This is a genomic window from Halioglobus maricola (genome assembly GCF_009388985.1).
Classification (GTDB): domain Bacteria; phylum Pseudomonadota; class Gammaproteobacteria; order Pseudomonadales; family Halieaceae; genus Halioglobus; species Halioglobus maricola.
This window is the reverse complement of sequence record NZ_CP036422.1, coordinates 191,554-216,762: the sequence shown is the minus strand read 5'-3', so window position 1 is coordinate 216,762 and position 25,209 is coordinate 191,554. Positions and strand designations below refer to the sequence as shown.

The following is a 25,209-nucleotide window of genomic DNA, read 5'->3' as shown; positions in this document are numbered from 1 at the left end:
TTTCACTCCCGCCGCCAGACTGAAGCAATAAGACCTTGGTCGCCTATCGGATTCCTCGGCTGCCCACCCAATGGACTATATTCGGCAATCGCACTACACTCGCCATCAATAATCACGGGAAAAAGGCGCGACCGGCGTGACCCAACACGAATACGTCTTTGTCGCCATCTCCATCATCCTGGGCCTGGCAATCACCCGACTTCTGCATACGATGGGCATGCTCATTCGCGCCCACCGCGACGTCAGCTTTCACTGGTCTACAGCATTGTGGGCCGTGTGCGTTCTCAGTTACGCCCTGCAATTTTGGTGGGTGGGCTGGGGGCTAAGAGAGATCTCGGACTGGAGCTTCCCGGATTTTGCCGTGCTGACAGCAGGCGCTATCTGCGTCTACGGTGCCGCAGAAATGGCACTACCGGTGCCAGAGGGTGGCGGCGAGTTGAATTTTCTGGAGCACAGCCAGGGCCTGGGACGCTTGTCCGCACTCTCGTTATTGCTCTATTTCGGCATCGGACCCTACGTGAACATCACCATGTTCGGCAACAAAATGCTGCCCTCTCTGGGTGTGCCGGCAGCCGGCGCTTTGCTGATGCTACTCATCATCGCCGCTCCACGAACCTTCAAGGCGGCCGCCGTCGTCTTCGCCGTCTACACCGCAGCGATACTCAGCGTCACAGCCTAGACGACACCGATCGCAGCCTGGCTAGCGCTCCTGCGCGTGCCAGTTAGCCACCATCTGGTCGACGTCAATCGGCAAGCCACCATCACGCCATTTCCCGGCGTAATCCACATCAGTTGAATTAGGCGGTGGATCAGGCCGGCGCACCTTGAGCCGCACCGGCATAGGCGCCGCTTCGCCGAGCACTACTGCCTCACCTTTTGACAGCGAGGTTAATGCGGAGAACGTGCCGCGTGCGGCGTCGGGCACCATCGCGCGCACATAGTCCTGGTCGTCCGGGTTGGAGATACGCAGGCACAGGAAGGAACTGCACTGGGCGAGTACTGTTTCAGATACGTCTGCCGGGCGCTGGCTCACAACACACAGCCCAACACCGTACTTACGTCCGTTCTTGGAGATGCGCTCCATCGCCCTGCGTGCCTCGTTAAACCTGGCCATGCTTTCGCGCGGAATATACTCGTGGGCTTCTTCACAGACCAGGAAGATCGGGAATTCCGTGCAGCGGGGATTCCAAAAATTAAATTCGTAGGCGAGCCGGCCAATTTGGGCGCACACCAGCGGCGCCACATCGAAGGGCACCGAGCTGAGATCGAGAATGGTGATGGACGCACTTGGGCTACCCAGCCCAACCAGATCGCGCATCAGGTCTGGCAACTTCTCGGTAGAATTGCGCTTGGTGGGCTTCATCATGAAGTCATAGCGCGTATCGTTGATTAATCCCTCCAGGCGCACCATTACCTGATCGAACTTGCCATTGAGAGGCGACTTCTTTTTGCCAAAATCAGTGGCGGCACGGTTGGCGGCCTTGATGTTGTCCATCAATTCCTTGATAGAGTAGTAGAGAGGCGAATCTACGGTAATGTGGCCCAATTCAAGGTGCTCATTGCTTTCCTCTTTCAAACGGGTGAGAGCAGACCGCAGGTACGACATCTGCACCGAAGCATGTTCGTCCTCCGGGTTTATCACCAGTTCGCAGAACTCTGAAAACGATAGCAGCCAATAGGGAAACTCGAGCTCCTCGGCCCGGAAGCTGCGGCAGAGGTCCGCGGGGAAGGGAGCGCGGCTGACTATGCCATTCACTTCCTTGTCGCAGTACTCGCCGTGCATATCCAGCAAAATAATATGTGCCTGGGGCATACTGCGGAGCGCCGATTGAATGACGCTCGTCACTGTCCATGACTTACCCGAACCGGACTGACCGAGGATCGCGGAGTGCCGACCAAAAAACGCAGAGGCATCCAGATGGACGTCGATAGAGTCGAACGATGACAACTGACCAACGTGAAACTCTGCATCGCTGTGGGTAGTGAAGATACCCTCCAGGTTGGATTCCTGAATGGTATACAGCTCAGCATCACTGGCTGGGTACTGGGACACACCCCGCTGAAACCCGCCGCTGTGAGGCAATTCCCCAAGCGGACTCAACTGGACCATCTGCTCCGACACGCCCTGTTTATCCGCCATCCAGCAGCGCTCAACCATCACCAGGGTGTCCATTCCGGCATTGCGGATCTTGAGATACGACCCGACCTGACCGGCAATTATGCCTTCGGCTGCCGCCGCTTCAGTGCCCGCATTATCCAGCCGTGCACTGAAAGAATCCCCTGTAACTTCAACCAACACGCCCACCCGGAAATCCCCGGAGGACGTGCCCTCCGGTTTGGGGGGAATGGTATCGACCGTCTCAAGCATGATGCCCCTGCCTCTCGTCGTTCTGATTCGTTATAAGTGTTGTTATTTTTAACCTCATCGTACAGCAAAAGTTTGTTTTTTAAACAGTTTACAAGCGCTTTGGATCAGCAATGAAGAGGTCAAAACTTGAGACATGGTTCTCATTTCCGCGGCTATCTGGAGATTTCTGGAGTTTTTCGTGGCCTGACACCGCCGTTTCGCCTTAAATCATCGGTTGCGAGTGTTCAAAAAATAGCCAGGTACCATGCGACAACACATATCGACGAAAACTGTTTCACGGCTTGCAGCCTACGCCACAGTGGCACTGCTGTTGGGTGGCTGTCGCCTGGTTATCACTACTGACGCAAAAGGCCATATCGAGTCCGCCTCTAATCTATACAGTTGCGAGCAGCCCAGCTGCGCGTTCGAGATCACTGAGGAAATATCCGACACGTTCACCGCTGTCCCTGCAGAGGGATATCGGTTTGTTCGCTGGCAGGGCATCTGCGCCCGCTCAGTCACTCACATCTGCGAGGCCACCGTAGCCCCATTGCCAGAAGAATTCGCCGACCAGGAGCAGGACATCGACATTGGCCTGTGGGCCAAATTCGAGCACCAATCGTTTGTCCGCACCTGGCATCGAGATGCCGACGGTGACCTCTTTGGCTCCCCCGAAGACACACTGACCAGCGCTGAACGGCCTCTGGGTTATGTGGTTAACAACCGCGACTGCGACGACAGCAATCCAGCCATCTATCCCTGGCGCGACGAGCTTGACGACGGCATCGACAACAACTGCAACACGCAAATTGACGAAGGCCTCGGCACCGTAGACCCTGCCGATCTGCTATTCCGCGATGTCGATGGCGATGGTTTTGGGGTGAATTCAGACACCATCAGCATTGACGAGCCGCAAGATGGCTATGTTGCGAACGCGGGCGATTGCGACGACAACAACGGCGAGATTTTCCCTGGAGCAGTGGAAGAGTACGACAGCGTCGACAATAATTGTGATGGCGAAGTCGACGAGGGCTTTGAAGAGCGCGAGTTTTTCCGCGATATCGACAGCGACGGCTTCGGCGATGCCGACAACAGCATCTTTGCCGTACTCCGCCCCTCCGGCTATGCCAACCTCGACGGCGACAACTGCCCCGCGGTATATAATCCCGCTCAAGCTGATTCTGATAACGATGGCATCGGTAACTCCTGCGACGACTTTACCGACAGGGACAACGATGGCGTAGCAGACGGAGATGACAACTGCAGGGACACCTACAACCCAAGCCAGGCTGACACGGATGGCGACGGCGACGGCGATGCCTGCGATGAGACGGACAACTCCCAAACACCTGATCCCGCGCCGGACCCTGAACCCATAGACTGCGACAAAACCTCGCTCGACCAGGAGATGCTGGACGCGGTTAATGCATTCCGCTCCCAGACACAGGATTGCGGCAGCGAGGGCATATTCCCTGCGGTAGGCGCGTTGAGCTGGAACTGCAAACTCAAAGCCGCCGCGGTCAGGCACTCGACAGATATGGCCGAGAACAATTTCTTCTCCCACACAGGTTCTGACCAATCCAGCGCTCGCAACAGGATCGATGACGCTGGCTACAACTGGCGTGCCTACGGCGAAAACCTGGCCGCTGGCCGTAGCTCAGTCGACGGCGCTATGGACCAGTGGGCGACCAGCGATGGCCACTGCGCCAACATGATGACGTCTCGCTTCACCCAGTTCGGCAGCTCGCGTGTCTCCAATGGCAGCAGCACCTATACTTACTATTGGACACAGGTATTCGCCCAACCCCGCTAGAGCCGTGATGGTATGCGCAGATTCAAATTCCCTTCCCTGATAGGACTTTCCCTTGCAGGCACAATGCTTCTGCAAGGGCCCGCCGCTGCGGGCGAGTGGGTCGACCTGACCTACGACCTCTCGGATGAAGCCGTATTCTGGCCCACTGCCCAACGTTTCGAACTGCGCACAGACTTTGAAGGTCACACTGACGGTGGCTGGTATTACTCGGCATACACCTTCACCACGGCAGAGCACGGCGGCACTCATATCGATGCCCCTATCCACTTCGCTGAGGGAAAACGACACGTCGACGAGATCCCGCTAGACCAATTGATCGGCGATGCCGTGGTAATCGACGTCAGCGAGCGAGCCAGGGACAACTGCGACTATCAGGTGTCCATCGCCGACATCAAAAGCTGGGAGAATTCATACGGCACGATAAAAGCAGGGACGATCGTACTACTCAGAACCGGCTTCGGCGCCTACTGGCCCGACGCAGAGAAATACCTGGGCACAGCAAAACGTGGTGCTGAGGGGGTAGCTGAGCTCTGTTTCCCTGGCCTGGCACCTGATGCGGCTACCCTGCTCGCCGAAGCGCGACGCGTCCACGCCGTGGGTATCGATACCGCCAGCATCGACTATGGCGATTCCAAGGACTTCGCCGCCCACGTCAATTTGATGACCCACAACATCCCTGCATTTGAGAACGTGGCGAACCTGGACAAGCTACCGGCTATTGGCGTTTATGTGATCGCGCTGCCGACAAAGATTCGCGGAGGCAGTGGCGGGCCACTGCGCATTATTGCGGAGGTCAGGTAAACTACTACCTTCAAGCAAGCTCTCGAAGCCATCACATGATCAGCTATTACATACGATTTCGCCCAGCGACCGTATTTCTATTAGCATCCCTGACAACATTCACAGCTGGATGCGAAAAACCCTCTATCGAACAGGTAGCGACTCACGACCAAGCCAATAACGTCCATTCGCCGGAAATATCGCGCGGCCACACAAGCAAGATCCATTTCGATGCTCGTCATAAGCTGCTTGCCTACGATCGGAAAATCGGCTCGTGGGGAATGGCCATAGGCGATGTCGACAACGACGGCGACATGGACATATGGCTGAGCCAGCATCACAATAATACGCACGACGAGGCTGCCTTATTGCTTAACCGTCTGGATGAGGGTGCAGGGGCCTTCGTAGTACACAATATGCCTCCTGGCGGTGATCAGCATGGCGCTGTCTGGGTAGATTTCGATGGCGATGGCGACAAGGATCTACTTCAGCTTCAAGGCGGCGGCAAAGGCGGAAAAGTCACGAAACCGATAGAACGCATTGGCAACCAGCTATTCATCAACGCGGGCTTGCACAATGGCGCGCCCCAATTGCATTTCCCAGAAGCAACTCCAAGTGGCGCCAACTCGCGGGGACTAATATATGCGCACGGCCGCGGCCGGCTCGCCACCCCGCTGGATATCAACAACGACTCACGTCTGGATTTCTTTATCGGCAACTCCGCCCGAGACGACGGGCAGTACCCCTCGGCTATTTTCATTCAAAAGGAAGGCAACCAGTTTGAACTAGCAAAGAACGCCCTCGGGCAGTTTTCTCAAGGAGCGGTACTCGCAGTACCCGCTGATTTTGATGGCGACAAATATACTGACCTCTTCCTACTCCGCGATAGTAACTTAAGCAATGAAATCGTACTTTGGCGTGACGGCCGCTACCTGGCGCCCGGCGACACTCTTCGAATACCCAAATCCCTTCGTAAATCCATCGCGAAAGACGTACTGGTACAAGATTTTAACGGGGATGGGCTAGCTGACATTTGGCTGGCAATTGCGAAAAAGCGCGGCGATCCAGGAGCCGATCGTCTCTATTTACGTGACGGCGATAAATTTATCGAAGTCAGCAAGGCCGCAGGAATCAGGGCCGAGCGCTTCAACAGCCTCAATGCCGTGGCAGGCGACTTCGACAATGACGGCGATCTGGATGTCTACACAGTCAACAGTGACTACACCCCAGCCGAGATCGGCGTAAATGAAGTTAATGCGGTTTGGGAAAACAGGGGAAACAAAATGCTTAAAGTGAAAGGCACTAGGCTGGCAGTACCCCAATTTACTCCACTCACAGGTGACGGTTTTGCTCCGAGCGAAGACAACGGGCGCGCTAAATCAGTGGCTCTAGCTGACTTTAATAACGACGGCAACCTGGACTTTTTGGTCGCCAACGGTTCAAAAGGCGCAAAGCTAAAGGATGTATTCAGGCGAGGTACATACGACCTGTTTCTCGGTAGAAACGAAGCCGACAATGGCTGGTTGACTATAAGCCTGACAGGCACTAGCTCTAATATTGAGGGCATAGGCGCCACTATCCGCGTCACCAGCCATCATGGTACCCAGGTACGATTCGCTGCGCACGGGCTCCACGCGATGACCCAGAACGACACGCGCATACATTTCGGCTTGGGACAACTTGCAGCGGACGAAACGTTGTCGGTAGAGGTCGCTTGGCCCAGCGGCATTGTGCAACAGATACCAACAGTCCAACCTAATCAGACGCTAGAGGTGCTAGAGCCAGCAGAATCAAACACCCGATGAATACTCACTCTATTGCCGCAGGGCCCTGGCGCTGTCGCTGCGCCTGATACAGAGCATGGACGGCGTCATAAGCCGCAAGATCGGCGTGTTTCATGACAAACTCTCGCTGTTCAGGCAGCAATTGATGTGGACTAGCTCGCAGCTCGGCATTTTTGGTCAGTGTCTGTTCAATCCCCCTATCAATTTCCTCTTGCGCCGGGTCCAGCCCAAGATACTGAAAAAGTGCTTCCATCAGTGGTCGGCTGCCGTAGATGTCTTCATACTTGAGGAAGTATATGCTCGCAGCCGCCTGAGCCAATGCCGGAACACCACGCAACTCCTTGTTCCAGTCCTCGACCGCTGACCTGAAGCCCCTGTCCGCAGCCCAACCGCGCTCGTTCTTCTTGGCTCTCGCCTCATAAGAGGCCGCTACGCCTTCCACCTCCCGGAAGATGTAGATAACTTTGAAGGCGGGAATATTAAGCAGGGACATTCGCCAGCCCTTCTGCACCATATTCGGCTTCTTGTCGCCAATATAACGCGCTTTCTCGTGTTTCGCTGCTAACTCTTCGTGGCTAAAACCGGACTTAACCAATTGCCGGGACAATTTCTGAAAGAAGATGTCTGGCTCAAATAAATGCGCTTCATAAGCGCCGTTGAAACGTTCAAGACCCATCGAAATGTCAGGGCTGGCCTGAATCAGTAAACCCAAGGCAGTTGTACCAGACCGGGCATTGCCTCCGGCCATAATGTAATCCCGCCCACCGGCTATCGTATCAAGCATTTTCTTACGGCTTGCGGCGATACTCTCGAGTTGCGGCCGCAACTCCTCGACGACCGAGGCAGAGGCCTGGGGCGGCAAGAGGCTAAATTCAATCGATCCAATAGCGACTTCCCCGCCCCCTTTGAGGCGCGCTATCAGATCGAATTCACCGCCGCCCTCCGGGGGCGGTACACGGCACACCCAGCGGCCGCTGTCACTGCCGGCGACATCGGAAAATCGTTTGCCAAGATTCGCTGAAGAAAGCCCGAGAGTAGCCTGATACTCGACTCTTGTCTTCGTTTCCACCGCAACGATATGATCGAGTTGCTCTGCCAGCTTTGGCAATGCTGTGCCGCTTATAAGATATCGCGGCTTATCCAACTGAAAATGAATACTGCCTAGCCACTGATGGATGGTCAGGCTATAGAAGGGTCTTTTCCACAGTAGTTTCTTTCCGCGGGTAATCCGCACACGGTATACCGGACCAAGCTCCACAATATCTTCATAGATCCTTGGCAGACTGCAGATTTCTTCCTTCATTGAGCGCTATTCCGTAGAAAGCGAATGTCCGAGCTGACATTCGGTGACAAAGGCTATTTTTCGACGCTCATCTTACCGTACTGTCTTCGATGTTGACCACGAAACGTGTAGTTCGCACAAAAGATTTGAACTTGGTTGTTGCAGGCACATAGGGGATAATCCTTGTCGATTCAACAACGCACTTAGCTCCACAACGGACAGCTTGTATACCTCTATGACTCTACGACAAACGCTGCGACTCATAGACATTCAGGCCAAATTGTCCCTGAAATCAGACGCATCCAAATACTATCTTGGGTACATCTGGTGGATTCTGGAGCCACTACTTTATGTATTTGTTTTCTATGTAGTCTTCGACATAGTGCTGGAACGGAAACGCGCCGATTTTTTGGTGTTTCTCATGTGCGGAAAACTCCCATTCCTCTGGTTCACCAAAAGTGTCACCCAAGCCTCGAGTAGCATTGTCACCAGTGCGGGTCTTATCGGCAAAGCTAATATCCCGAAAGCGGTCTTCCCCCTCACAGTGATTCAGGAAGGCGTCTACCGCCAGTCGGCGGTATTCGCCTTCCTGCTTTGCGTAGTACCCTTCTACGGCGGTCACCCCGTCACCGGTGTCTGGTTCGCCATCATTCCAGTTATTCTTGTGCTATACCTGATGATTCTTTTCTTCGGCTTATTGGGGTCGATTCTTGTCTGCTATATCAGGGACATTAGCCTGTTGATATCCTTGGGAATGATCTTCCTGATGTTTACCTCGGGCATTTTTTGGGACATCAGATCCCTTCCCGATCCCGCGATGACCGATTTCATTCTGACCTACAACCCCATGGCGTTTCTGCTAGATGCATTCAGGCAGGTGCTTATGTACTCGGAGTATCCCGATTTCAAGCTACTTTCAACGCTCGCCTTAATATTTATTGTCGGCATTGCCGGCGACCTTTGGTTGATGCGAAAGCTTAATTCCCGCCTGGCGCTAAAGGCGCTGACCGCATGACAAACGAACAGCCCGTACTCGAATTGCGCGACGTCGCTATGAGCTTCAAAACTGGCAAGAATTTGTTCGATCACGGCCGCCACCACATATTGCGAGGGGTTTCACTGAATGTCTTCAGGGGCGAAACACTTGGCATTATCGGTAGAAATGGCTGCGGTAAAACTACGATCATGAGGTTGCTGGCGGGCATTCTCACTCCCGATGCAGGTACGGTTATTCGGGCACAACACCATAGCGCCGCCTTACTCTCAATAGGCCTGGGCTTCAAACCTAACTTATCCGGACGGGACAACGCTATTGTAGCCTGCCTGTTGCAGGGGCGGGAATACGAAGAAGCCCTCTTGATACTGGAAGACATCAAGGAATTTTCGGAACTTGGAGAGTCCTTTGAAGAGTCGGTAAAAACCTACTCTTCGGGCATGAAGTCAAGGCTGGGGTTCGCGACAGCACTCATTTCGAATGTAGATATCCTGTTAATCGACGAGTCACTCAGCGTCGGCGACGCCAGATTCAAAAGAAAAGCTAAAAAAGCAATGACTGACCGCATAAAGGGTAAGCAGACGGTCGTACTAGTCTCTCATTCCGCCAGGCAAATCGAGGAGCTCGCCGACAGAGTCGTGTGGATAGAAGATGGGCTTGTAGCGGCTGAAGGTCTCCCCTCAGACGTCCTTCCGAACTACTTCGAATACACCGAGGAAGAGAAAAGACAAAAACGGTTATCCAGAAAGGCTGCTCGCAATGACTAGAAATGTACTAATGGAGCTGACCGCCTGCCTGGAAGGATTTGCGGGAATCCCCCAGGATACCCGTATTAGCTACGACCTACTTTCTCGCAATACGGCCGCAAATGTTGCTGGCCTGGTGATGGACAATGGCGCTGGCACTTCTGGTTTCCGCTACAAGCCAAGCCTAAGTAGGGACCGGCAGATTGATCAGATTTCCCGTTATATCATCGCCATTGCAGAGAAAGACCAGGACAATGAAGGTGACCTGGGGCAGCGCCTGAGTAAGGTCATGACGGGTGCGGGGATGCCATGGCATGTTTTGTTCAATCTACTAGGTTTAGGTCGAGACATTTTCGACCTTGATGCAGACAACTTCAGTGACTATCTCTGGAGCACCCTCTTCGCCAAAACCCTACCAGCGACGGCAAGGGAAGCTGTACTATCGTCGCAATTCCTCGGGACCGCTGTCTCCGCTCACCAGGCATTCGCTGCCGCTGCAATGGGACTACCTCCAGTCGTAATCAACACCAGTGAATGGGACGATTTCATTTCACAGAAGCCTCTAAATGCCAGGCTGTCTGATAACACTCGACTGTGGGTGCGTTATCACGATGCAATTCCGATGACGCATCCGCATACGATCAAAAGCCCCAGATTGGCGCAGAAAATTCACTATTCAGCTCTCAGGCGCAACGCCGAGCACGCCGACTTTGTTTGTAACTCGGAGGCCACGCGCAACGCCCTGCTCGGTCTATACCCCGACATTGGCTCTCGTACTCACGTGGTCCACTGCTGCGTACCTGATGCTTTTTTTCCAGACCATGATATCGACCTGGAAAACATACTCCTGAACCGCGCCAATACAGATATCATACCGGGTGTGAAGTCGCTGGAGGATCTGATGCTACTCAAGGAGAGCCTTAGAGGAAGCTTTAGTCCAGAGTACTTTTTGGCCGTAGGAACGATGGAGCCGAGAAAAAACTACGGCGCGGTAATCTCAGCCTGGGAGAGGTTGCGGGCCAGCAGCAGCCGCGACATCAAGCTGGTTTTAGTAGCGAACAGGGGCTGGGGTTGTGGCAAAACAGAGCAACGAATCGCCTCACACTTCACCAACGGTAACGTCTACCTGCTCAAGAATGTCCCATTATTCGAACTCAGGAAGCTCTACTCCAACGCCATCGCGACGGTCGCTTCAGGTTATGCAGAAGGATTCGGCTTTTCCGGTATTGAATCGATGAAATGCGGCACACCAGTAATTGCTTCTAACATCGAGTGTCACCGGGAAGTCTATGCATCTGCCGCTACCTACTTCGACCCTTATACCCCCGCCGAGCTCACCGTCCGCATGCAAGAACTCATAGCGGTCGAAGATAAAGAGCGCAGCGAAAGAGTAAACGTTGGTCTGACCAATAGTGAACGGTATTCAGAATCTACCATCGCCGCACAGTGGAACAGTGCGATCGGCTTATCACCTGCAGAGAGCGAGTAAATCGGTGGAACGCGAAGATCTATTTTCCGCTTATCGACTGTTTTTCGATCGTACCCCGGTTAAGGAAGCAGTCATTGAAGAAAAGCTGCGAAACTTCCGCTCGGTACCCGAGCTGATTCAGGCTCTGGCACAGTCCAAGGAGTTCAACACTCCCCATTGCAAGCGCAAGCTGCAGGCGAATGCAGTCACAGAACAACTCGTTGTCGAGGCATTCCGACTGATTCTCGGACGCACTCCCGAGAATCCCGAAGTCATCGAAGGCAAGGTGAAAAACGTCAAATCTCAGTGGCATCTCGTCACCGCAATGATCAAATCCAAGGAGTTTCTCCGCAAACTTGATTTGAGGGACTTTGTGTCGTCTGAGAAGTTCAACTCAACACCCAAGACAGTATATCTCCACATACCTAAAACGGCGGGTAAGGCATTTGAGAAACTGGCCGAGCAAAATTACGGCGATGGATGCTCGCTGTCCACGACAGGGAACTTCTCCCGAGAACACTGGGAGAGCGCACAACTGATCGGTGGCCACTTCTTCCAATCCATGTATGACAGCATGCATGGGCAGCGGATCTTCCTTAGCGTCGTGCGTGATCCTGTAGACCGTGCGATCTCGAGATTTAACTACTATCGCGATCGTGAGGCCGGATACGAACGCCGGGTAGAACGGAAGTTCGACCACCAAAGCCTGAAGAACACGATTCGAGACAGTGGCTTTCGCAGGGAATTCATCGACAACTACCAATGCCTCTATCTTTCAGGAAAGCACCGCTACTCAAGCGTGAGGCATGCGTTCAGCAACGATGTTTTCATCGTGGGGAGCTTCGATAAAATCGATCAATGGCTCGCGTTCCTGAGTGAAAAACTCAGCTGGCAAGACTCAACGCTCCCGCAGATCAACGTCGCGAGCGACCCTGGTTATATGAATGAGTTCAAAAACGACAGTGAGTTACTAGATATCCTTGTTCAAAACAACGAGGAGGACTACAAGCTAGTGGACTTCATCCGAACAGAAGAGGTGTACTGCAGCGCTCCGCCGGGTTTCGATTTTTCCCCATTCAAGGCGCAACAGAACTGACGTGGGCCGAGATCACGGACGCAAACAAGGTCTGGGTTCTTTGTGAACAGTCACCCCATTGAAAAAGTACCGCTCGCCGTTTTGCGTTTTCAGCCAACGTCTCTCGCAAGTTGCTGTCTTTGGCGAATAGAGCCAACGCCGAGGATATCGACTCAACGCAGCCCGGCTCTATCAAAAGCGCGGAATCACCTGCAATTTCGGGCAGTGCTCCAGTCGAGGACACAATAGAAGGCAATCCAAAGTGCATAGCCTCAGCCACCGGCAACCCAAAGCCCTCCAACCAGGATGGCAGGACAAGGCATAAAGCCCCCTGGTACAAACGGGAGAGTTCTGCATCAGTAACTTCGTTAAGCAAAGTCACTTTCAGCTCGGGCCCCATCTTCCGGATCAGGTCCCGCGCGTCCACGCCACCCCAGCCTGAACACCCAACCAGCACTAGATCGGGCACATCCGCTTCCACAGCAGCAAGGTTGGCATATGCGGCAAGTAATGTGTCGATATTTTTCCGTGGTTCCTGTGTTCCAACGAACAGGAAAAACTTGTCCGGCAAACATGGCAAGTCAGACAAGATGGGGTCGGCGACAAGCCCATCGGCACCTGAATAGATTGTGGTCGCTTTCTCCGCGTAACGCGGCCAGTGTTTCTGAACAGCACGGCGCGTGAAATCGGAAACGCAAATGATTTGATCGGCCCTCTTAAGAGAGCGACCCATAAGTAATTGCTCGGCGATTCGCCCACGGCGTGACATAGTTTGCGACAGGCTTTTCCACACAACATCATGGACGGTTACCACAGCTGGCATGGATTTCTCCAGCACACCCGGGAGATGATGTCGCGGCGACCAATAGAGATCCGGCCTATCGTGCTTCGCCCAGGCGGCGAACTGATACTGCGATGCAAAAAGTTCACCCAAGGCCCCTGCTCTTCGCCCGCTCGCACGATTCTCTACATTCGATTGGTCCATCCACTCAAGCGGTAGTGGGTCTATTGTGTAAAGTTGCAACTCGTGACCCGCGGCTGCGAAACTCTCAACCAACTGCGCTGTGTATCGCCCAATACCTGAGAACGGTTGAGCCAGTGGTCTGGCATCGATAGCGATTTTCAATCTTGCGCAGCCTCTCTTGATTAGTCGGGAACTCGCCAGCAGTTATGCTAGTATTTCCTGCATTCTACAGACAAGGTTGTTAAGCGTGAAAAAGCTCGTTCTCGGTTCCGCACTAGTAGTCATTCTCATAGTGGTATTTTTCGCCTACAGGGCTCAGGTTTCAACACATTCGACTCGGGTCGAGACTGTTGACGCGGCCGAATCCCTGCCACTGGCAACCACCCTCAAAGAAGGGACCGAGAAGGCTAAGATGAAAGGACAGAAGCAGAAGAAGGGTATTATTTCAAGTCTGAGTGGAGATCTTGCCCTCACACCGGAGCAAAAACAACAAATACGCGAAGCGCGCCAGAACGACGCTTCACGAGAGGAGATCCTATCCCTTCTGACGCCAAACCAAAAAACCTATGTGGACGAGCAGCGTGTGGCAAAAAGGGTAGCCAAACGGCTCGAAGATGCCATATCTTCACTCGAGCTAAGCGCTGAACAGATCGCTGAACTGGAAAGCCTGATCGAACAAAATGGCAGCCTGAGCGGCATGCGCAAAGTTCTCACCGAGGAACAGAAGCAACAATGGGACGAATTGCGAAATAAGAGCACCAACGACGACAAACCTGCAAACAAAACCCAGGCGTAACAGCCCTCGGCTAGTCGTCCGCTTCGTGCTGGGTAGCCTCGGCCTTCCTGTCTTGCATTTGCTCGAGCTCTGCTTCTAGCAGAGCCATACGCTGCACCACACGCTTATACCTGATTTGCAAATGGGAAAGTTCTATATCCAGGGTCAGCAACTTGATGATAACCGCGATAAGCGCCAGAATAATCGCCAGCACTGGGGGATAAGCAATACCAATAGCTCCGGCGACTTCATCAACGATCCCCGGGGCCAGCCCCAATAGCGAAAATCCCGCCGCCACAAACAGCCAAACCACGGCATGGTTCGAACGCAGGCGGTCACGACGCAGTAAAAATATGATTACTGCGGCAGCACACAGGCCGATAGCACCCGTGACCAGCGCCGTCATAAATCGTATTCCGGCTTGACCGGGCGACGGCTCCAGAGGAGCTTACGCTTGGAAAAGCCTAACAGTAGCGTGTGAAACATGTAGTAGGCGACAGCCAACCAGGAATGAAATATCCGCGATTTACCATAGGCGCGTTGTTTCATACTGACCGGCACATCAAGCACCTTGAGATTACGTCCGGCCAGAAGCATCAAAACACCAACATCCTGATACTCATACGCGCTCGCTCTCCATCCAGCAAGAGCCTCTATCGAAGCCCGGTTATACGCTCGAAAACCAGAGGTGATGTCGTCCAGACTAAGCCCAGACACTTTTCGGATACAGTACCAGGCGATCTTGCGCAGGATCGATCCTCGCAAGGTATATGCGCCCACTGCTACGTCGGCTTCTGCCATCAGTAAAGGTTCGAGCAACGCGGGAATCCATCGGGCCTCGTGCTGGGCATCCGCGTCCATAGTGACAACGTATTCATATCCATGGCGCTTGGCATAGCGAAGCCCCGCCTGAATAGCGCCCCAGGCGCCCAATTGTGAAGCCAGTGGAATAACCTGTACACCGGCAGCCCTGGCAATGTCTGCTGTCGCATCCTGGCTAGCGTCGTCGACCACAACTACCCGCGCAGGAAAACAGGCGCGAATGTCCTCCAGCACAATGCCGATATTGGCCTGCTCATTATGGGCGGGAATAACAAGAAGAACTGAGTCGGTGTCGACCTCAGTAAAACCCCCAGAGTTCCGGGCAGCTGTACTCAATTTTATTCGGTCCTTGCAGGGGCAAAACGATCGACATAGTCTAACATGGACCGTCCGACATCAGGAGTCCTCGCAAGCTACGACCTCCACATACAGCGACTGTACGGCCTCAGCCGATGCTACTATGGTAAAGACTTCGCTGCCACGCCGCTCGCCCTCGGCCCCCATTCGGACCATCTCTTGAGCATTCTCTCTGAGCCAAGCTATGGCTTTGATGAGTGCCTGACGGTCACCCGGCGGCACCTTGATCCCTGTTACACCATCTTCTACAACCCAACCCATCCCTGATCCAGGAACGTCAGATACGATCGTAGCTTTGCGGTAGCTCATCGCCTCCAATAAAACCATACCAAAAGCCTCGGTCCGCTCTACCGAAGGAAGACACAAGCAATCGCAGGCGTGCAGTTGCTGTGCCAGCTCTTTATCGTTCAATGCACCGAAGAATGTAACTCGTTCACTCAGTCCCAGCTCGTCGACTAGCGCGTGAAGCAACCCCCACTGGTCCCCTTCACCGACGATATTAAGCTTTACTCCTGGGAGACTGGCAATCGCCCGGATCGCAACATCAAAGCCCTTGTAGTAGCTCAATCTCCCTACAAGCAAGACGCTGAATTGTGCCCCCGATACTGACACCGGGTCCGGTGCCACCAAGCGCCAGAGGCGGTACTGGTCAATACCTAGCGGCACCATGTGGCACTTTTGCGCAAAGGGTTGCAGGGCACGGCTGCTTTCCAGATAAGGCGGCGAGGTGGCGATAACCGCGCTCGCTTGGCGCAACAGTAGGCGTTCGAGCCGGGCGTAAAGACCGGCGAACCAGCGAATACCTTTGCTCGCAGCATCCAGAGGAACGTCCGAGTGCCAGTGAATCACCCAGGGTACCCGTTTCGCTCCCGGCACCAACAACAGCCAGAACGCAGAAACATTCGGCAAGTGCACGTGCAACACATCCGGTGGATGGTCCTTCAACAAGCGCCAAACCAACAACGGAAAAACAGGACTGATTGGGGTGAAAAGCAAACGCCCCAGGATGGCGGCCCGCGTAACAGAGACCGCATCGGGGCCCGTAACATCAGGTTCAACAGAGGAGCGGCGCAATGTTTTGGCATGATGCACCAATACCTGTACTTCAATTCCCCTTTTTGCCAAAGCCTGCACCAGACCCTGCAAATAGGTTTCCATACCGCCTTTGAACGGCGGGTAGTATTTGCCGATATGAAGGACTTTCACACCGCTCTACTCATTAAACACTCGCTTAACGCGAGCATTTTTCGGCAAGTCTATCAGCATCGCCGCGGGCAAGTCCTGGATCAATGTCGCTTTTTGACCGCCTGGGTTTTCAATCCGGCGCAGCAACTCATCCGCCTGCAACGGCAAATAATCCGTGGCGGCGCGATGACGACGAAGAATCAGTAGTTGATCCATATGCCGTAAAGGTGCGGTTGCCAGGTCTCCTTCATGTACCCAGGCAGCTGCAGGTAGCATGTGGTACTTGGCGCGTAACATTTCAAAACGCATAGAAGGATCTTCGGACATCACCAAAATTCGAGCAGGGGGCAGCGCCAACTTATCCTTAACACCGTCCACCAGAGTCCAGGCCAAGCGGTCACCTTCAGTATCCAGGTGTCGCGACGAGAGCAAGCTCTGGACATCGACGGTGCGCATAGCCTGATGCACTCGATTTTCAAGCCAGCGTGCATCCAAGATTAGCCATACCACCAGGGCCAACAATACCAGCACTGGGTTGGCCACAGGATTTCCCCGCAATAGCAGGTGCGAAATAAAGGCTGCCCCCAGGATGATAGCCGCTAAAAGCGGCAGTGAGACCGCACTTTCTGAAGACCCGGCGCGGAGGAAATGGAGAGAGCTTTGGGTCCAATACTGAGGCTGTCGCCAGTCCCTGACCAGCTTTTGAGCTCGTAAAAGAGTAGAGGCCGAGAAAAGCTCTACCGACTCCAGCTGCGCAGAACGACCCCCGTCCGCATAAAAAATGACACCAAACTCACGGACCCTGTCTCGCCAGTTGCTATTAGCTGATAGATCAACCCAGTGCTCCCCGGGGCCGGGCAGCCAAATCGAATGCAGATCTTGTTCTGAATATCCATTCCGCCAAAAAAATGCCGGCTCTGCTCGATTATTTCCAGACAGGGTGACTTTCGCCAAATCGTACTGTCCTGCATCTATCAACCTGGCCCCGGAAGAAACGATTGCCACACCATTGGCAAACTCCTCTACCCTACTGCTTTGGCCATTGCTTGAGCCAGCACCCACTACGATATTCATGTCACTGCCCTGGGCGAAAATGGGTCTGGAGGCCTTGCCGTCGCCTGGCAAATAAACCACACAGAATAGAACCAGACCCATGGCGACAACTCCAAGCGCTGGGGCTATGTAGTCCCTCACCACGGGCTTTCGCAAAGTAACTGCCCCAAAGTCTTGAGCTATCAACATAATCGCGACCACAAATAGCGGCAGAAACTGCAACGGCAATCGATTTATGGCGGTCCAGTCCTCAGCCCATTGCCCCGCGCTGGTGAACTGGAACATTACGATCAGACACGACGCCAGAGACAAATAAAACGCAGCGAGGAACGTACGCGTACGCGCACAGGGTAGCCACGGTAAGGCAATAACGGTGAACGCCAATAGCGTCCAGAGCAAATGCCAGTTCCCGAGCACAAAGAAGTTGTCCCAGTAGTCATCCAACAAGTCGAACTCACTAAGCCGATAGACGCCTATACCCGGCAGGCGGAGCATGGCACCCTCAACGCCTACTGCGCCCAGGCCCGGGATATCGACATAGGTAATACCCGATACGCCGGCGAGAATCGCCAGCAATAAGACACTCAAAAACACGGCCAAAGCCAGCCGGGGACGCCAGCAGATTCCGAGCACAGCAACCGCCAACGGCAACCAGATAAGTGCCTCTCGCTTCACCTGGAGCGCGAGCAGCATCATCACAAGGCCCAGCAAGAGCTGCCGTCGATCTTCCCGCACATAGGCAAATAACAAACAGACAAGACCTAGCCCTACATAGCCGGCCATCCAGATGTCAGCCTGACCGGCCAGCGACATATGAGCAGCTAAAAGCGGAATCGAAATGAGAAGATAAACACCCACGAGGGCGTTGCGCCGTGAAATACCAAATTCGCGGCACTGGCCGTAGCAACCCAAAAGCAATGCTGTGCCGCACAGCAGGGTCGGCAGATGGACCAGGGAGTCATTCCAATCGCCGGCGGGAAGGGCAATCGATACCGCCATCAGTGATACAAACAACGGGTAGTGATGGCCCGCTACGTTGTAGCTGGCTAATCCACTTCCAGTCACCCAGGTCTCCGGTGAATCGAAAGGAATCAGGGTGCCGGCCTCAGCCCAAACTCGGGCCCTGTAGGCCCAGTTGAGCCAAGCGTCCCACGGGTAGGTAGGCAAATGCAGAACTTCGATGAAAGACAACAGGAGATGACAAGCGATCAAACAAAGGAGAAGAAATTCCCAATGATCCAGTCGACTAGAAAGCGCTACAACAGGTCGGGCAGGCTGAGGGACGTTGCGCGCCAAAGCGCATCCGGCCACGGCCAAAACGACAAGCGCGAACAAAACGGCTGGAAGGTCAAATCCACCAATGGCCCATACGCTAACGCGTAAAAGCACTGTGAGGCCTGCGACCCCCAAGAAATACCCGTAGCCTAGCTGACTTGCCCAGTGGAGCTGGGAATTTCCGAACCGGGCGGAGACACCTCGCAACAGCAAGACTCCCACCACCCATGGCAGTAGCAGCAAGGCCGGGACCAGCAAAAACTTCAACACGTTATATCCCCGACACCTATGTCAAGAATATCACAATTGACCTTTGTATCAGGCGTACTTACTGCGCAATAGCGCCGCGGCGTCACACATCGACTTGAGTTTCGCCAGTGCGAATTCCCGCGGCAGAAACCACATGCCGCAATCCGGGGCAAGGCTGATTTGTTCTTTGGATACCACCTGCATGGCGCCCTCGATCATCTCGACGATGGATGCAGTTTGCTCCACTTCCCCATCGGGGTCGAGATTGAGCACACCGATCGCGACTGGCTTGCCCTTCACCGACTCGAGAAAGTCAGGCGTGTGACCAGGCTGAGCATATTCGGTGTGCAGAGCATCCACATCCGACTCTGCGATCAAACTGACGGCCTTGGGATAAATTGGGCTGGGCTCCTTGAGTGCAATATTCTTGGAGTAGCCATAGCACACGTGCACCGAGGTCATGCTCTCGACACCTCGTACCATACGGTTGATCGCCTCGACTGCAAATTCCTTACATTGGCTGTAGCGAAAGTGCACTTCCGGCTCGTCTATCTGAATGAGATCAACGCCCGCGGCGGCCAGCGCTTTCAGCTCCTGATTCAAGGCATCTGCAATTGCAAAGCACAACTCCTGATGACTGCCATAAACACCCGTATCGACAACACGATAAGACAGGGTCACCGGACCGATCACAGTAATCTTGGTCTTGTTAGTTGCATACCGCTTGAGGAAAGGAATGTCGTCCACCACCATCGGGCCAGGCCAGGAAATCTTGTCACGCACCGCCGGAAAGAGCACCTTCGGTGACTCCTTGGGCGCGTCATCTTTCTCGAGGTCGGCGCCTACATTGGTTGCCTTACGCTTCATCTCCAGATAGGCGGTGATGTCGTTGTGGAAGTTAGTAAACTCGGCGGGATTGTCCTGATCGAGCCCGCCCAGGCTATAGAAGTGACCACTGAAGGTCTGACGACGAATCTCGCCATCGGTGGCGAACGTCATCCCGGCGGCATTCTGGTCGTACACCGCAAGGCGAACCGCGTCATCGATCGCCATGGCGCGATCTTCCTCGGGAATTTTCCACCAGGTGCCTTCGCGGGCATAGACCTTGTTGTGATCAGCCAGCCAAGCGGGTTTGGTATAGCTACCTACCAGTTGGGTAGCAAAGAGTTCCTTGTCCCACATACTTGATTTCCTGTCCCCCGGTACTAACAGAGAAGCACCCTGTCGTATCTTTCATGCAGGCTAGCTGAGCCTAGAAGTTGTATCGCGCGTTCAGGCCCCAAGTCGCTTTCGGCCCAAGGCCAACGATATAGCCGCTGAAAGAGGGCAGCACGAAGGAGTTAGCCACGTATTCCTCGTCGAAAATATTCTTGCCCCAAAGCGTCAGGTCCCAGTGTTCATCGCGCAAGCTCACCGACAAATTGGCGAGAGTGCGGCTGCCGTTGTCAGCCAGATTGAGCGGCGTTGCATACATCTTGGAGCGATAGTTAGCATCCAGACGCGCGCTCAGGTCCCAGCCGCTCATTTCTGCGCGATAGGTAATACCGAGCTGAGCTTGCTCTTTAGACGTCCGAGCCAGCACGTTGCCACTGACATCGCCATCTGAGGGGCAGGTGATATCGTCACAACCGAAGGATGAGTTGGCGTCGTTTACTGCTGGTGAATAAATGGCTTCATCGTACTCGGGATCGGTATAAGAGAGGCCCGCATCAATCGCCCAGGATTCATTGAGATTATAAACAGTCTCGAGTTCCAGGCCCCAGATCTCTACATCACCAATATTGCCGATCACATCCGGAGCAAAGCCATCCGGATCGGCAGCGGCTTCAATCCCCTGCTGGTCAGACCACTGGATATAGTAGGCAGCGACATTGAGTAGAAGCGCTCCATCGAGCACAGTGTTTTTGCTACCTGCTTCCAACGTCCAGTTCTCTTCCTCATCATAGACTTGCTGCTGAGGGTTGACCTCGGGATCTACCGGGTTAAAGCCGCCTGTTTTGACACCCTTGGCCAGCGTGCTGTAAAGCATGCGGTAATCGCTCAACTGGTACTGGACCGTGAAACGAGGCGTGAAGTAGTTAAAATCTTCACCGCCATCGGCAGTGGCCTCAGTTCCAAAAACACCGTTTATCTGCTCGAATGTCTTGTCTTCATAAGTGTAGCGAGCTTCAACACCTACCGTTAACTGCTCTGAGACGTTCCAGACAGCCTCAGCAAACAGGGCATAAATATCATCTTCATAGTAGGTCTCGGAGCCACGTAGCGCATGCCCGGAACCAGGGAGGAAATTATCGGGTAATGCAGGGTCACCATCCTCGACTCCTGCCTGACAACTCTCCTGGGAATTACACGGCTCACTGAAAAAGAAGCGATTCCAGTTAGCGTCCTCAATTTCAGAATAGTAGAGGCCACCGCGGAACTGCCAATCACCGCCACCGTCCCATGCTAGCTGCACCTCATGGGAAGATGCCTCAAGCTCTTCTTCAGGGTTGGAATTAAAAATAGTTGAATCGGTGTAGTCAAAGATGATGCCGGTTTCAGGATCAAAACCCAGTACACCGGTGGTAATACCCTCTCCCAGAAGGCTCTTGTGATCAGCCTGAGTGCCCGTTCCACCCCCGGAGTGATCGGTATAGCCGAACAGGTACTTCATCGACCAGTTGGCGCTAAAATCCCACTCCATGCGAGCCGTAAACAACTCAGTTTCGGAATGGACGGCAAAACTGCGAGGGTCGACGATAATATCGTTTTCATAACCCAGAGCAGCGAGATCATCGCGATATACCGGCTCATAAGGAATCTCGCCGCAATACGCGTGATAGCCGCTCACTTCGACCGGGAGAACACCGCTGCTGGTCGTCGTTGTGGAATCGAGGCAATTGAGCGTATTCTCCGGGTCAGTACCATCGAACTGGCGCGCGCCATCCAGGTTGTGAAACGCCTGTGGTTCACGCTTTGACTCGTTCTTGAAATAGCTGACTTCGAAAGAGAGTGTGTCTCCAGCGTTATACTGCAGCGCGGCGGAAAAAACCTCGTCATCCCAACCACCTAGTTTATCTTCGGTATTGTCGCCGCTGGGATCGATACCTGCGTAGGGGTGCTCATTGTCTGTATGACCGTCAAATTCACTGGCGCTGTAGGACACTCGGCCCAGCAAGCGATCTTCTATAATTGGGCCACCGACTGCCGCCGAGTAATCGAAACGATCATCGGTGCCATAGGTCAGCCCTGCAAAACCTTCCAACTCGTCGGTAGGGCCCTTCGTCACATAGTTGATCGCGCCGGCAAACGCGTTACGGCCATAGACCGCGCTCTGCGGGCCTTTGACGACCTCGATTCGCTCCATTTCAACCAACCCGGGGTTCAACATAGATTGACGCTGCAAGTAGATCCCATCGAGAAATACCGCTGTATTCTGCTCTCGGGCCGTTGTGAAGGGCAGAGACATGCCACGAATAATCGGCGCAGCAGACAGGCCCGAGGTGGCATAATTTTCAAACACGAGACCGGTGGTGGCTCCGGCCAGGTCCTCCAGAGTGCGAATATCGCGCGCTGTGATCGTCTCGCTGGTAAAGGCAGACACTGAAACCGGGATATCCTGCAGGTTCTCCAGGCGCTTCCTCGCAGTTACCAGGATCTCTTCCAACTGCACGTCTTGAGCAAATACCTGTGTGCCAGGCGCAGCTGTTGTTGCGATCAGAGATAAAGCCACCCAAAGTTTGTTTTTCATCATTCACTACTCGCGTTGTCGTCGTTTTTCCAGCCGCATTATCACGGCTATTCACACTCGCAAAATCAAACGTATCTCAATAGATGTCGATACTCAAAGGATTCGTTCTGCGAAACTGATTAATACTGAACCTGGTTGATATTGGGGCGCACAGACTAGTCTGCTCGCCGGGTAAAATGTCCTGCTCCCTCATCAGCGACTTTTCACCAGCGCCAGGCGGGAGTCGCATTGCGCATCCTGCAAGCGACTTACAGCACGCTCGTCAGCGCGCGCAGTTGCGGCAACAAAATCTGCTATCAGCTGGCCCATCAATCCGCGCAACTCTGCCTGGTCTGCATCGCTGTCCCAATCGAGGAACTCGCGCCCGGTGGTCCCATCATGAGGGTCGGCACAGGTAAAGTGTGTCGCCCCGGCCAGCACCATGAGGTAACTGCGGCCACCACAGTCGTGGACGCCCTCATCGAAGGTCCGGCAAACAGTATGTAACGGGTCGGCGCCCTCTCTGCCGTAACGATGGGCAGAGGCTGCTATCACCCCATCGCGGTCGCCCGCAAGTAACAGCGTGGGAAGCGTCGCGGGCAACCGCAGTACAGTTTCCGCCGGCCAGCCCAGAGCGACAGAAGCACCGGTATGAGCCGCGTACGAGAAAACCCCGCACACGCCCGGGAACCACTCCGGATTAGCATTCAGCAATGCAGCAGTACCTCCCGCTGAATGCCCTCCGAGAATAATACGGTCAAGATCGAGCAATCCCGCGAGCACAGATGCCTGTTGCACTGCGGCCAATTCATCCATCACCGGCTGTAGCAGCGAACAACTCGGGGCACGCCCAAATCCGCCCGGTGACAATTGCTCAAACAACAAACCGGGGCTGATGCTGATATATCCAGGCATCTCCTCAGCTATCGCAGTGCAAGCGACAGTAATCGCTCCCGCAAGCGCCAATTGCCGGGCCAGCCAGGCACAACCCTCTGGACCGAGGTTGATACCGGGGAGCAGAATCACGACTGGATAGGGCGCCGAATCTTCAGCCGCGGGCACCACACCACTATTCCGTTCTTCGGGCGTATCCCCATAGGTACAGGGATAGTAGATTTTCATGCTCACCCGATCATAGGGGGCCGTTGCCCCCGGCACGGCGGCAACACGAAAAAAAGCCCTCACCTTTGGATTCATATTATTTGTCAGTCCAGCATCCGCGCAGGGCGCGGCGTTTCAAGATGCCCCAGTATACGTCGCGGCTATCAGCGAGAATCTTGACTTTTGTCAGGAACTGGCTGAGCCAAATCTCTACAGTGAGCCTAAATAGCCATACCCCATGAAAACTTGGAGATATCAACCGTGTTGATCAACCTGTGGTACGTGGCCGAGTGGTCGCACGCGGTTACCGATAAACCCGTTAAAGTACAAATGCTCGGGCGCAAGTTCGTTCTGTTCCGTGACACCAGGGGCAAGGTCAATTGCCTCAGCGATATCTGCCTGCACCGCGGTGGCTCCCTGAGCGGCGGCTGGACCAAAGGCGACTGTGTTGCCTGCCCCTACCACGGCTGGCGTTTCAGTGGCGAGGGCAAGGTTGAACACATCCCGTCGGAAGGTGAGGATTTCAACATTCCCGATAAGGCACGCATTGATGCCTACCCAACCGAAGAGCGCTACGGCATGATCTGGGTGTTCCTGGGCGACCAGCCGGAAGAAGAGCGCTTCCCCATTCCTGAACTCCCGGAGTACGGCGACGACAACTGGAAGCTCATTTCTGATGAGTGGACCTGGAAAGCAGAGGCCGCCCGGGTCGTTGAGAACGGCATTGATATTGCCCACGCATCCTTCGTGCACCCTATCTTCGGCATGGAGGCCACCGCCCAGGAAAATCAGATTGTCAAAGTTGAGAAGGGAGAGCACTGGGGCTATTCAGAGAACGTGCAGTACCCGCCGCAAATGAAGGAGAATTTCCTGCGCAGGCGAATCCGCAAGGACAGACAACCCACGGTCACCAAGCCGGAGTGGAATCTGTCCGGCATGCTGGTGCGAATACAGATCGACCTCAACGAAAAGATGTCGCTGATCATGTTCGACGCCAACACCCCTATTGACGAACACACCACCCGCACCTTTGCATTGCAGTTTCGCAATTTCTTCAAACAGAACATATTCGACAAAGGCTCTCGCAAACGCCTTCGCAAAATTCTCGCCGAAGACACCGCCATTGTAGAAGCCGCCTCACCGAACTACCTGCCGGACAGCTTGGCCAACGAACTCTCGGTCAAGGACGACAAATTCATGTCCAGTTTCCGCTCTGCCCGTCGCAAACTGATCGAAGAAAAGGGCTGGAAAATCGACAGCGAGGCGGCAGAGAAATTCGACGGCCGCAAGGCGCTGGTGATTCCCTCGCCGTTGCGACGCGAGCGCGACGACCTGGACTGGGTAATAGACACCGTGCCGCTTATCGATCCCATCCGCAAACCGGCGCAAGCTACCGGCACCTGAATACCGGTAAACCGCTGTAGCACTGG

At 54.3% G+C, this 25,209-nt stretch carries 21 protein-coding genes; 11 read left to right on the top strand and 10 right to left on the bottom strand.

Going from position 1 to position 25,209, the window contains the following annotated elements; translation table 11 throughout:
* Nucleotides 1-136 precede the first annotated feature (136 nt).
* Nucleotides 137-679, top strand: a complete 543-nt coding sequence (locus EY643_RS00955; RefSeq protein ID WP_152660441.1) for a hypothetical protein — start codon at nt 137-139, stop codon at nt 677-679.
* A gap of 21 nt (nt 680-700) precedes the next feature.
* On the opposite strand, the gene EY643_RS00950 is transcribed toward EY643_RS00955, so the two are convergent.
* Nucleotides 701-2,368: an ATP-binding protein gene (locus EY643_RS00950; protein WP_152660440.1), complete on the bottom strand. Its 1,668-nt coding sequence runs from the start codon at nt 2,366-2,368 to the stop codon at nt 701-703.
* A gap of 244 nt (nt 2,369-2,612) precedes the next feature.
* Between EY643_RS00950 and EY643_RS00945 the strand changes: the two genes are divergently transcribed.
* Genes EY643_RS00945 through EY643_RS00935 form a run of 3 tightly spaced genes read left to right on the top strand, consistent with a single transcriptional unit; the run spans nt 2,613 to nt 6,745 of the window.
* The gene (locus EY643_RS00945) at nt 2,613-4,160 is read left to right on the top strand and encodes a CAP domain-containing protein (RefSeq protein ID WP_152660439.1); all 1,548 of its coding nucleotides are present in this window, start codon (nt 2,613-2,615) and stop codon (nt 4,158-4,160) included.
* 12 nt (nt 4,161-4,172) lie between these two features.
* Complete coding sequence (locus EY643_RS00940) at nt 4,173-4,961, top strand: cyclase family protein (protein WP_152660438.1); 789 nt, start codon at nt 4,173-4,175, stop codon at nt 4,959-4,961.
* A gap of 35 nt (nt 4,962-4,996) precedes the next feature.
* On the top strand, nt 4,997-6,745 hold the full coding sequence (locus EY643_RS00935) for a CRTAC1 family protein (protein WP_152660437.1): 1,749 nt from the start codon (nt 4,997-4,999) through the stop codon (nt 6,743-6,745).
* A 4-nt stretch (nt 6,746-6,749) separates the two neighbouring features.
* Here EY643_RS00935 and EY643_RS00930 read toward each other — a convergent pair whose 3' ends face one another.
* The gene (locus tag EY643_RS00930) at nt 6,750-8,027 is read right to left on the bottom strand and encodes a sulfotransferase (protein WP_152660436.1); all 1,278 of its coding nucleotides are present in this window, start codon (nt 8,025-8,027) and stop codon (nt 6,750-6,752) included.
* A 214-nt stretch (nt 8,028-8,241) separates the two neighbouring features.
* On the opposite strand from EY643_RS00930, the gene EY643_RS00925 reads away from it, so the two are divergent.
* Genes EY643_RS00925 through EY643_RS00910 form a run of 4 tightly spaced genes read left to right on the top strand, consistent with a single transcriptional unit; the run spans nt 8,242 to nt 12,310 of the window.
* A complete protein-coding gene (locus EY643_RS00925) occupies nt 8,242-9,021 on the top strand; it encodes an ABC transporter permease (RefSeq protein WP_152660435.1) in 780 nt (259 codons plus the stop codon).
* The gene (locus EY643_RS00920; protein WP_152660434.1) at nt 9,018-9,767 is read left to right on the top strand and encodes an ABC transporter ATP-binding protein; all 750 of its coding nucleotides are present in this window, start codon (nt 9,018-9,020) and stop codon (nt 9,765-9,767) included. The genes EY643_RS00925 and EY643_RS00920 overlap by 4 nt, the downstream gene beginning before the upstream one ends.
* A gap of 10 nt (nt 9,768-9,777) precedes the next feature.
* Nucleotides 9,778-11,235, top strand: coding sequence for a glycosyltransferase family 4 protein (locus tag EY643_RS00915; protein WP_170287217.1), 1,458 nt, complete (start codon nt 9,778-9,780; stop codon nt 11,233-11,235).
* A gap of 4 nt (nt 11,236-11,239) precedes the next feature.
* Nucleotides 11,240-12,310, top strand: a complete 1,071-nt coding sequence (locus EY643_RS00910) for a sulfotransferase family 2 domain-containing protein (RefSeq protein WP_152660432.1) — start codon at nt 11,240-11,242, stop codon at nt 12,308-12,310.
* On the opposite strand, the gene EY643_RS00905 is transcribed toward EY643_RS00910, so the two are convergent.
* On the bottom strand, nt 12,291-13,313 hold the full coding sequence (locus EY643_RS00905; protein ID WP_240732924.1) for a glycosyltransferase family 4 protein: 1,023 nt from the start codon (nt 13,311-13,313) through the stop codon (nt 12,291-12,293). The genes EY643_RS00910 and EY643_RS00905 overlap by 20 nt on opposite strands.
* A 187-nt stretch (nt 13,314-13,500) precedes the next feature.
* Between EY643_RS00905 and EY643_RS00900 the strand changes: the two genes are divergently transcribed.
* Entirely contained in the window at nt 13,501-14,049 is a 549-nt protein-coding gene (locus EY643_RS00900; protein ID WP_152660430.1) for a hypothetical protein, read from the top strand.
* Nucleotides 14,050-14,059: 10 nt separating this feature from the next.
* Here the strand turns inward: EY643_RS00900 and EY643_RS00895 are convergent, their stop codons facing one another.
* Genes EY643_RS00895 through EY643_RS00880 form a run of 4 tightly spaced genes read right to left on the bottom strand, consistent with a single transcriptional unit; the run spans nt 14,060 to nt 18,510 of the window.
* The gene (locus tag EY643_RS00895) at nt 14,060-14,434 is read right to left on the bottom strand and encodes a DUF2304 domain-containing protein (protein ID WP_152660429.1); all 375 of its coding nucleotides are present in this window, start codon (nt 14,432-14,434) and stop codon (nt 14,060-14,062) included.
* Nucleotides 14,431-15,186 (bottom strand): glycosyltransferase family 2 protein, encoded by a 756-nt coding sequence (locus EY643_RS00890; protein WP_152660428.1) that lies wholly within the window; start codon nt 15,184-15,186, stop codon nt 14,431-14,433. The genes EY643_RS00895 and EY643_RS00890 overlap by 4 nt, the downstream gene beginning before the upstream one ends.
* A gap of 60 nt (nt 15,187-15,246) precedes the next feature.
* Nucleotides 15,247-16,413, bottom strand: a complete 1,167-nt coding sequence (locus EY643_RS00885; RefSeq protein ID WP_152660427.1) for a glycosyltransferase — start codon at nt 16,411-16,413, stop codon at nt 15,247-15,249.
* Nucleotides 16,414-16,419: 6 nt separating this feature from the next.
* Nucleotides 16,420-18,510, bottom strand: a complete 2,091-nt coding sequence (locus EY643_RS00880) for a hypothetical protein (protein WP_152660426.1) — start codon at nt 18,508-18,510, stop codon at nt 16,420-16,422.
* A 102-nt stretch (nt 18,511-18,612) separates the two neighbouring features.
* Here EY643_RS00880 and EY643_RS19610 point away from each other — a divergent pair, with 102 nt between their 5' ends.
* On the top strand, nt 18,613-18,828 hold the full coding sequence (locus EY643_RS19610; RefSeq protein ID WP_205743117.1) for a hypothetical protein: 216 nt from the start codon (nt 18,613-18,615) through the stop codon (nt 18,826-18,828).
* 210 nt (nt 18,829-19,038) lie between these two features.
* On the opposite strand, the gene EY643_RS00875 is transcribed toward EY643_RS19610, so the two are convergent.
* From EY643_RS00875 to EY643_RS00865, 3 genes are all read right to left on the bottom strand, one after another.
* Nucleotides 19,039-20,151: a cobalamin-independent methionine synthase II family protein gene (locus tag EY643_RS00875; RefSeq protein ID WP_152660425.1), complete on the bottom strand. Its 1,113-nt coding sequence runs from the start codon at nt 20,149-20,151 to the stop codon at nt 19,039-19,041.
* 70 nt (nt 20,152-20,221) lie between these two features.
* Entirely contained in the window at nt 20,222-22,699 is a 2,478-nt protein-coding gene (locus EY643_RS00870; RefSeq protein ID WP_205743116.1) for a TonB-dependent receptor, read from the bottom strand.
* Nucleotides 22,700-22,891: 192 nt separating this feature from the next.
* Nucleotides 22,892-23,875, bottom strand: a complete 984-nt coding sequence (locus tag EY643_RS00865; RefSeq protein ID WP_205743115.1) for an alpha/beta hydrolase — start codon at nt 23,873-23,875, stop codon at nt 22,892-22,894.
* A gap of 165 nt (nt 23,876-24,040) precedes the next feature.
* Here EY643_RS00865 and EY643_RS00860 point away from each other — a divergent pair, with 165 nt between their 5' ends.
* Nucleotides 24,041-25,183 (top strand): aromatic ring-hydroxylating dioxygenase subunit alpha, encoded by a 1,143-nt coding sequence (locus tag EY643_RS00860; protein WP_152660422.1) that lies wholly within the window; start codon nt 24,041-24,043, stop codon nt 25,181-25,183.
* Nucleotides 25,184-25,209: the final 26 nt, after the last annotated feature.

Coding starts and splice junctions, on each gene's coding strand:
- EY643_RS00950 (WP_152660440.1), bottom strand. CDS start 2,368: ATGCTTGAGACGGTCGATACCATTCCCCCCAAACCGGAGGGCACGTCC.
- EY643_RS00945 (WP_152660439.1), top strand. CDS start 2,613: ATGCGACAACACATATCGACGAAAACTGTTTCACGGCTTGCAGCCTAC.
- EY643_RS00940 (WP_152660438.1), top strand. CDS start 4,173: ATGCGCAGATTCAAATTCCCTTCCCTGATAGGACTTTCCCTTGCAGGC.
- EY643_RS00935 (WP_152660437.1), top strand. CDS start 4,997: ATGATCAGCTATTACATACGATTTCGCCCAGCGACCGTATTTCTATTA.
- EY643_RS00930 (WP_152660436.1), bottom strand. CDS start 8,027: ATGAAGGAAGAAATCTGCAGTCTGCCAAGGATCTATGAAGATATTGTG.
- EY643_RS00925 (WP_152660435.1), top strand. CDS start 8,242: ATGACTCTACGACAAACGCTGCGACTCATAGACATTCAGGCCAAATTG.
- EY643_RS00920 (WP_152660434.1), top strand. CDS start 9,018: ATGACAAACGAACAGCCCGTACTCGAATTGCGCGACGTCGCTATGAGC.
- EY643_RS00915 (WP_170287217.1), top strand. CDS start 9,778: ATGGAGCTGACCGCCTGCCTGGAAGGATTTGCGGGAATCCCCCAGGAT.
- EY643_RS00895 (WP_152660429.1), bottom strand. CDS start 14,434: ATGACGGCGCTGGTCACGGGTGCTATCGGCCTGTGTGCTGCCGCAGTA.
- EY643_RS19610 (WP_205743117.1), top strand. CDS start 18,613: ATGCAGAACTTCGATGAAAGACAACAGGAGATGACAAGCGATCAAACA.
- EY643_RS00875 (WP_152660425.1), bottom strand. CDS start 20,151: ATGTGGGACAAGGAACTCTTTGCTACCCAACTGGTAGGTAGCTATACC.
- EY643_RS00870 (WP_205743116.1), bottom strand. CDS start 22,699: ATGAAAAACAAACTTTGGGTGGCTTTATCTCTGATCGCAACAACAGCT.
- EY643_RS00865 (WP_205743115.1), bottom strand. CDS start 23,875: ATGAATCCAAAGGTGAGGGCTTTTTTTCGTGTTGCCGCCGTGCCGGGG.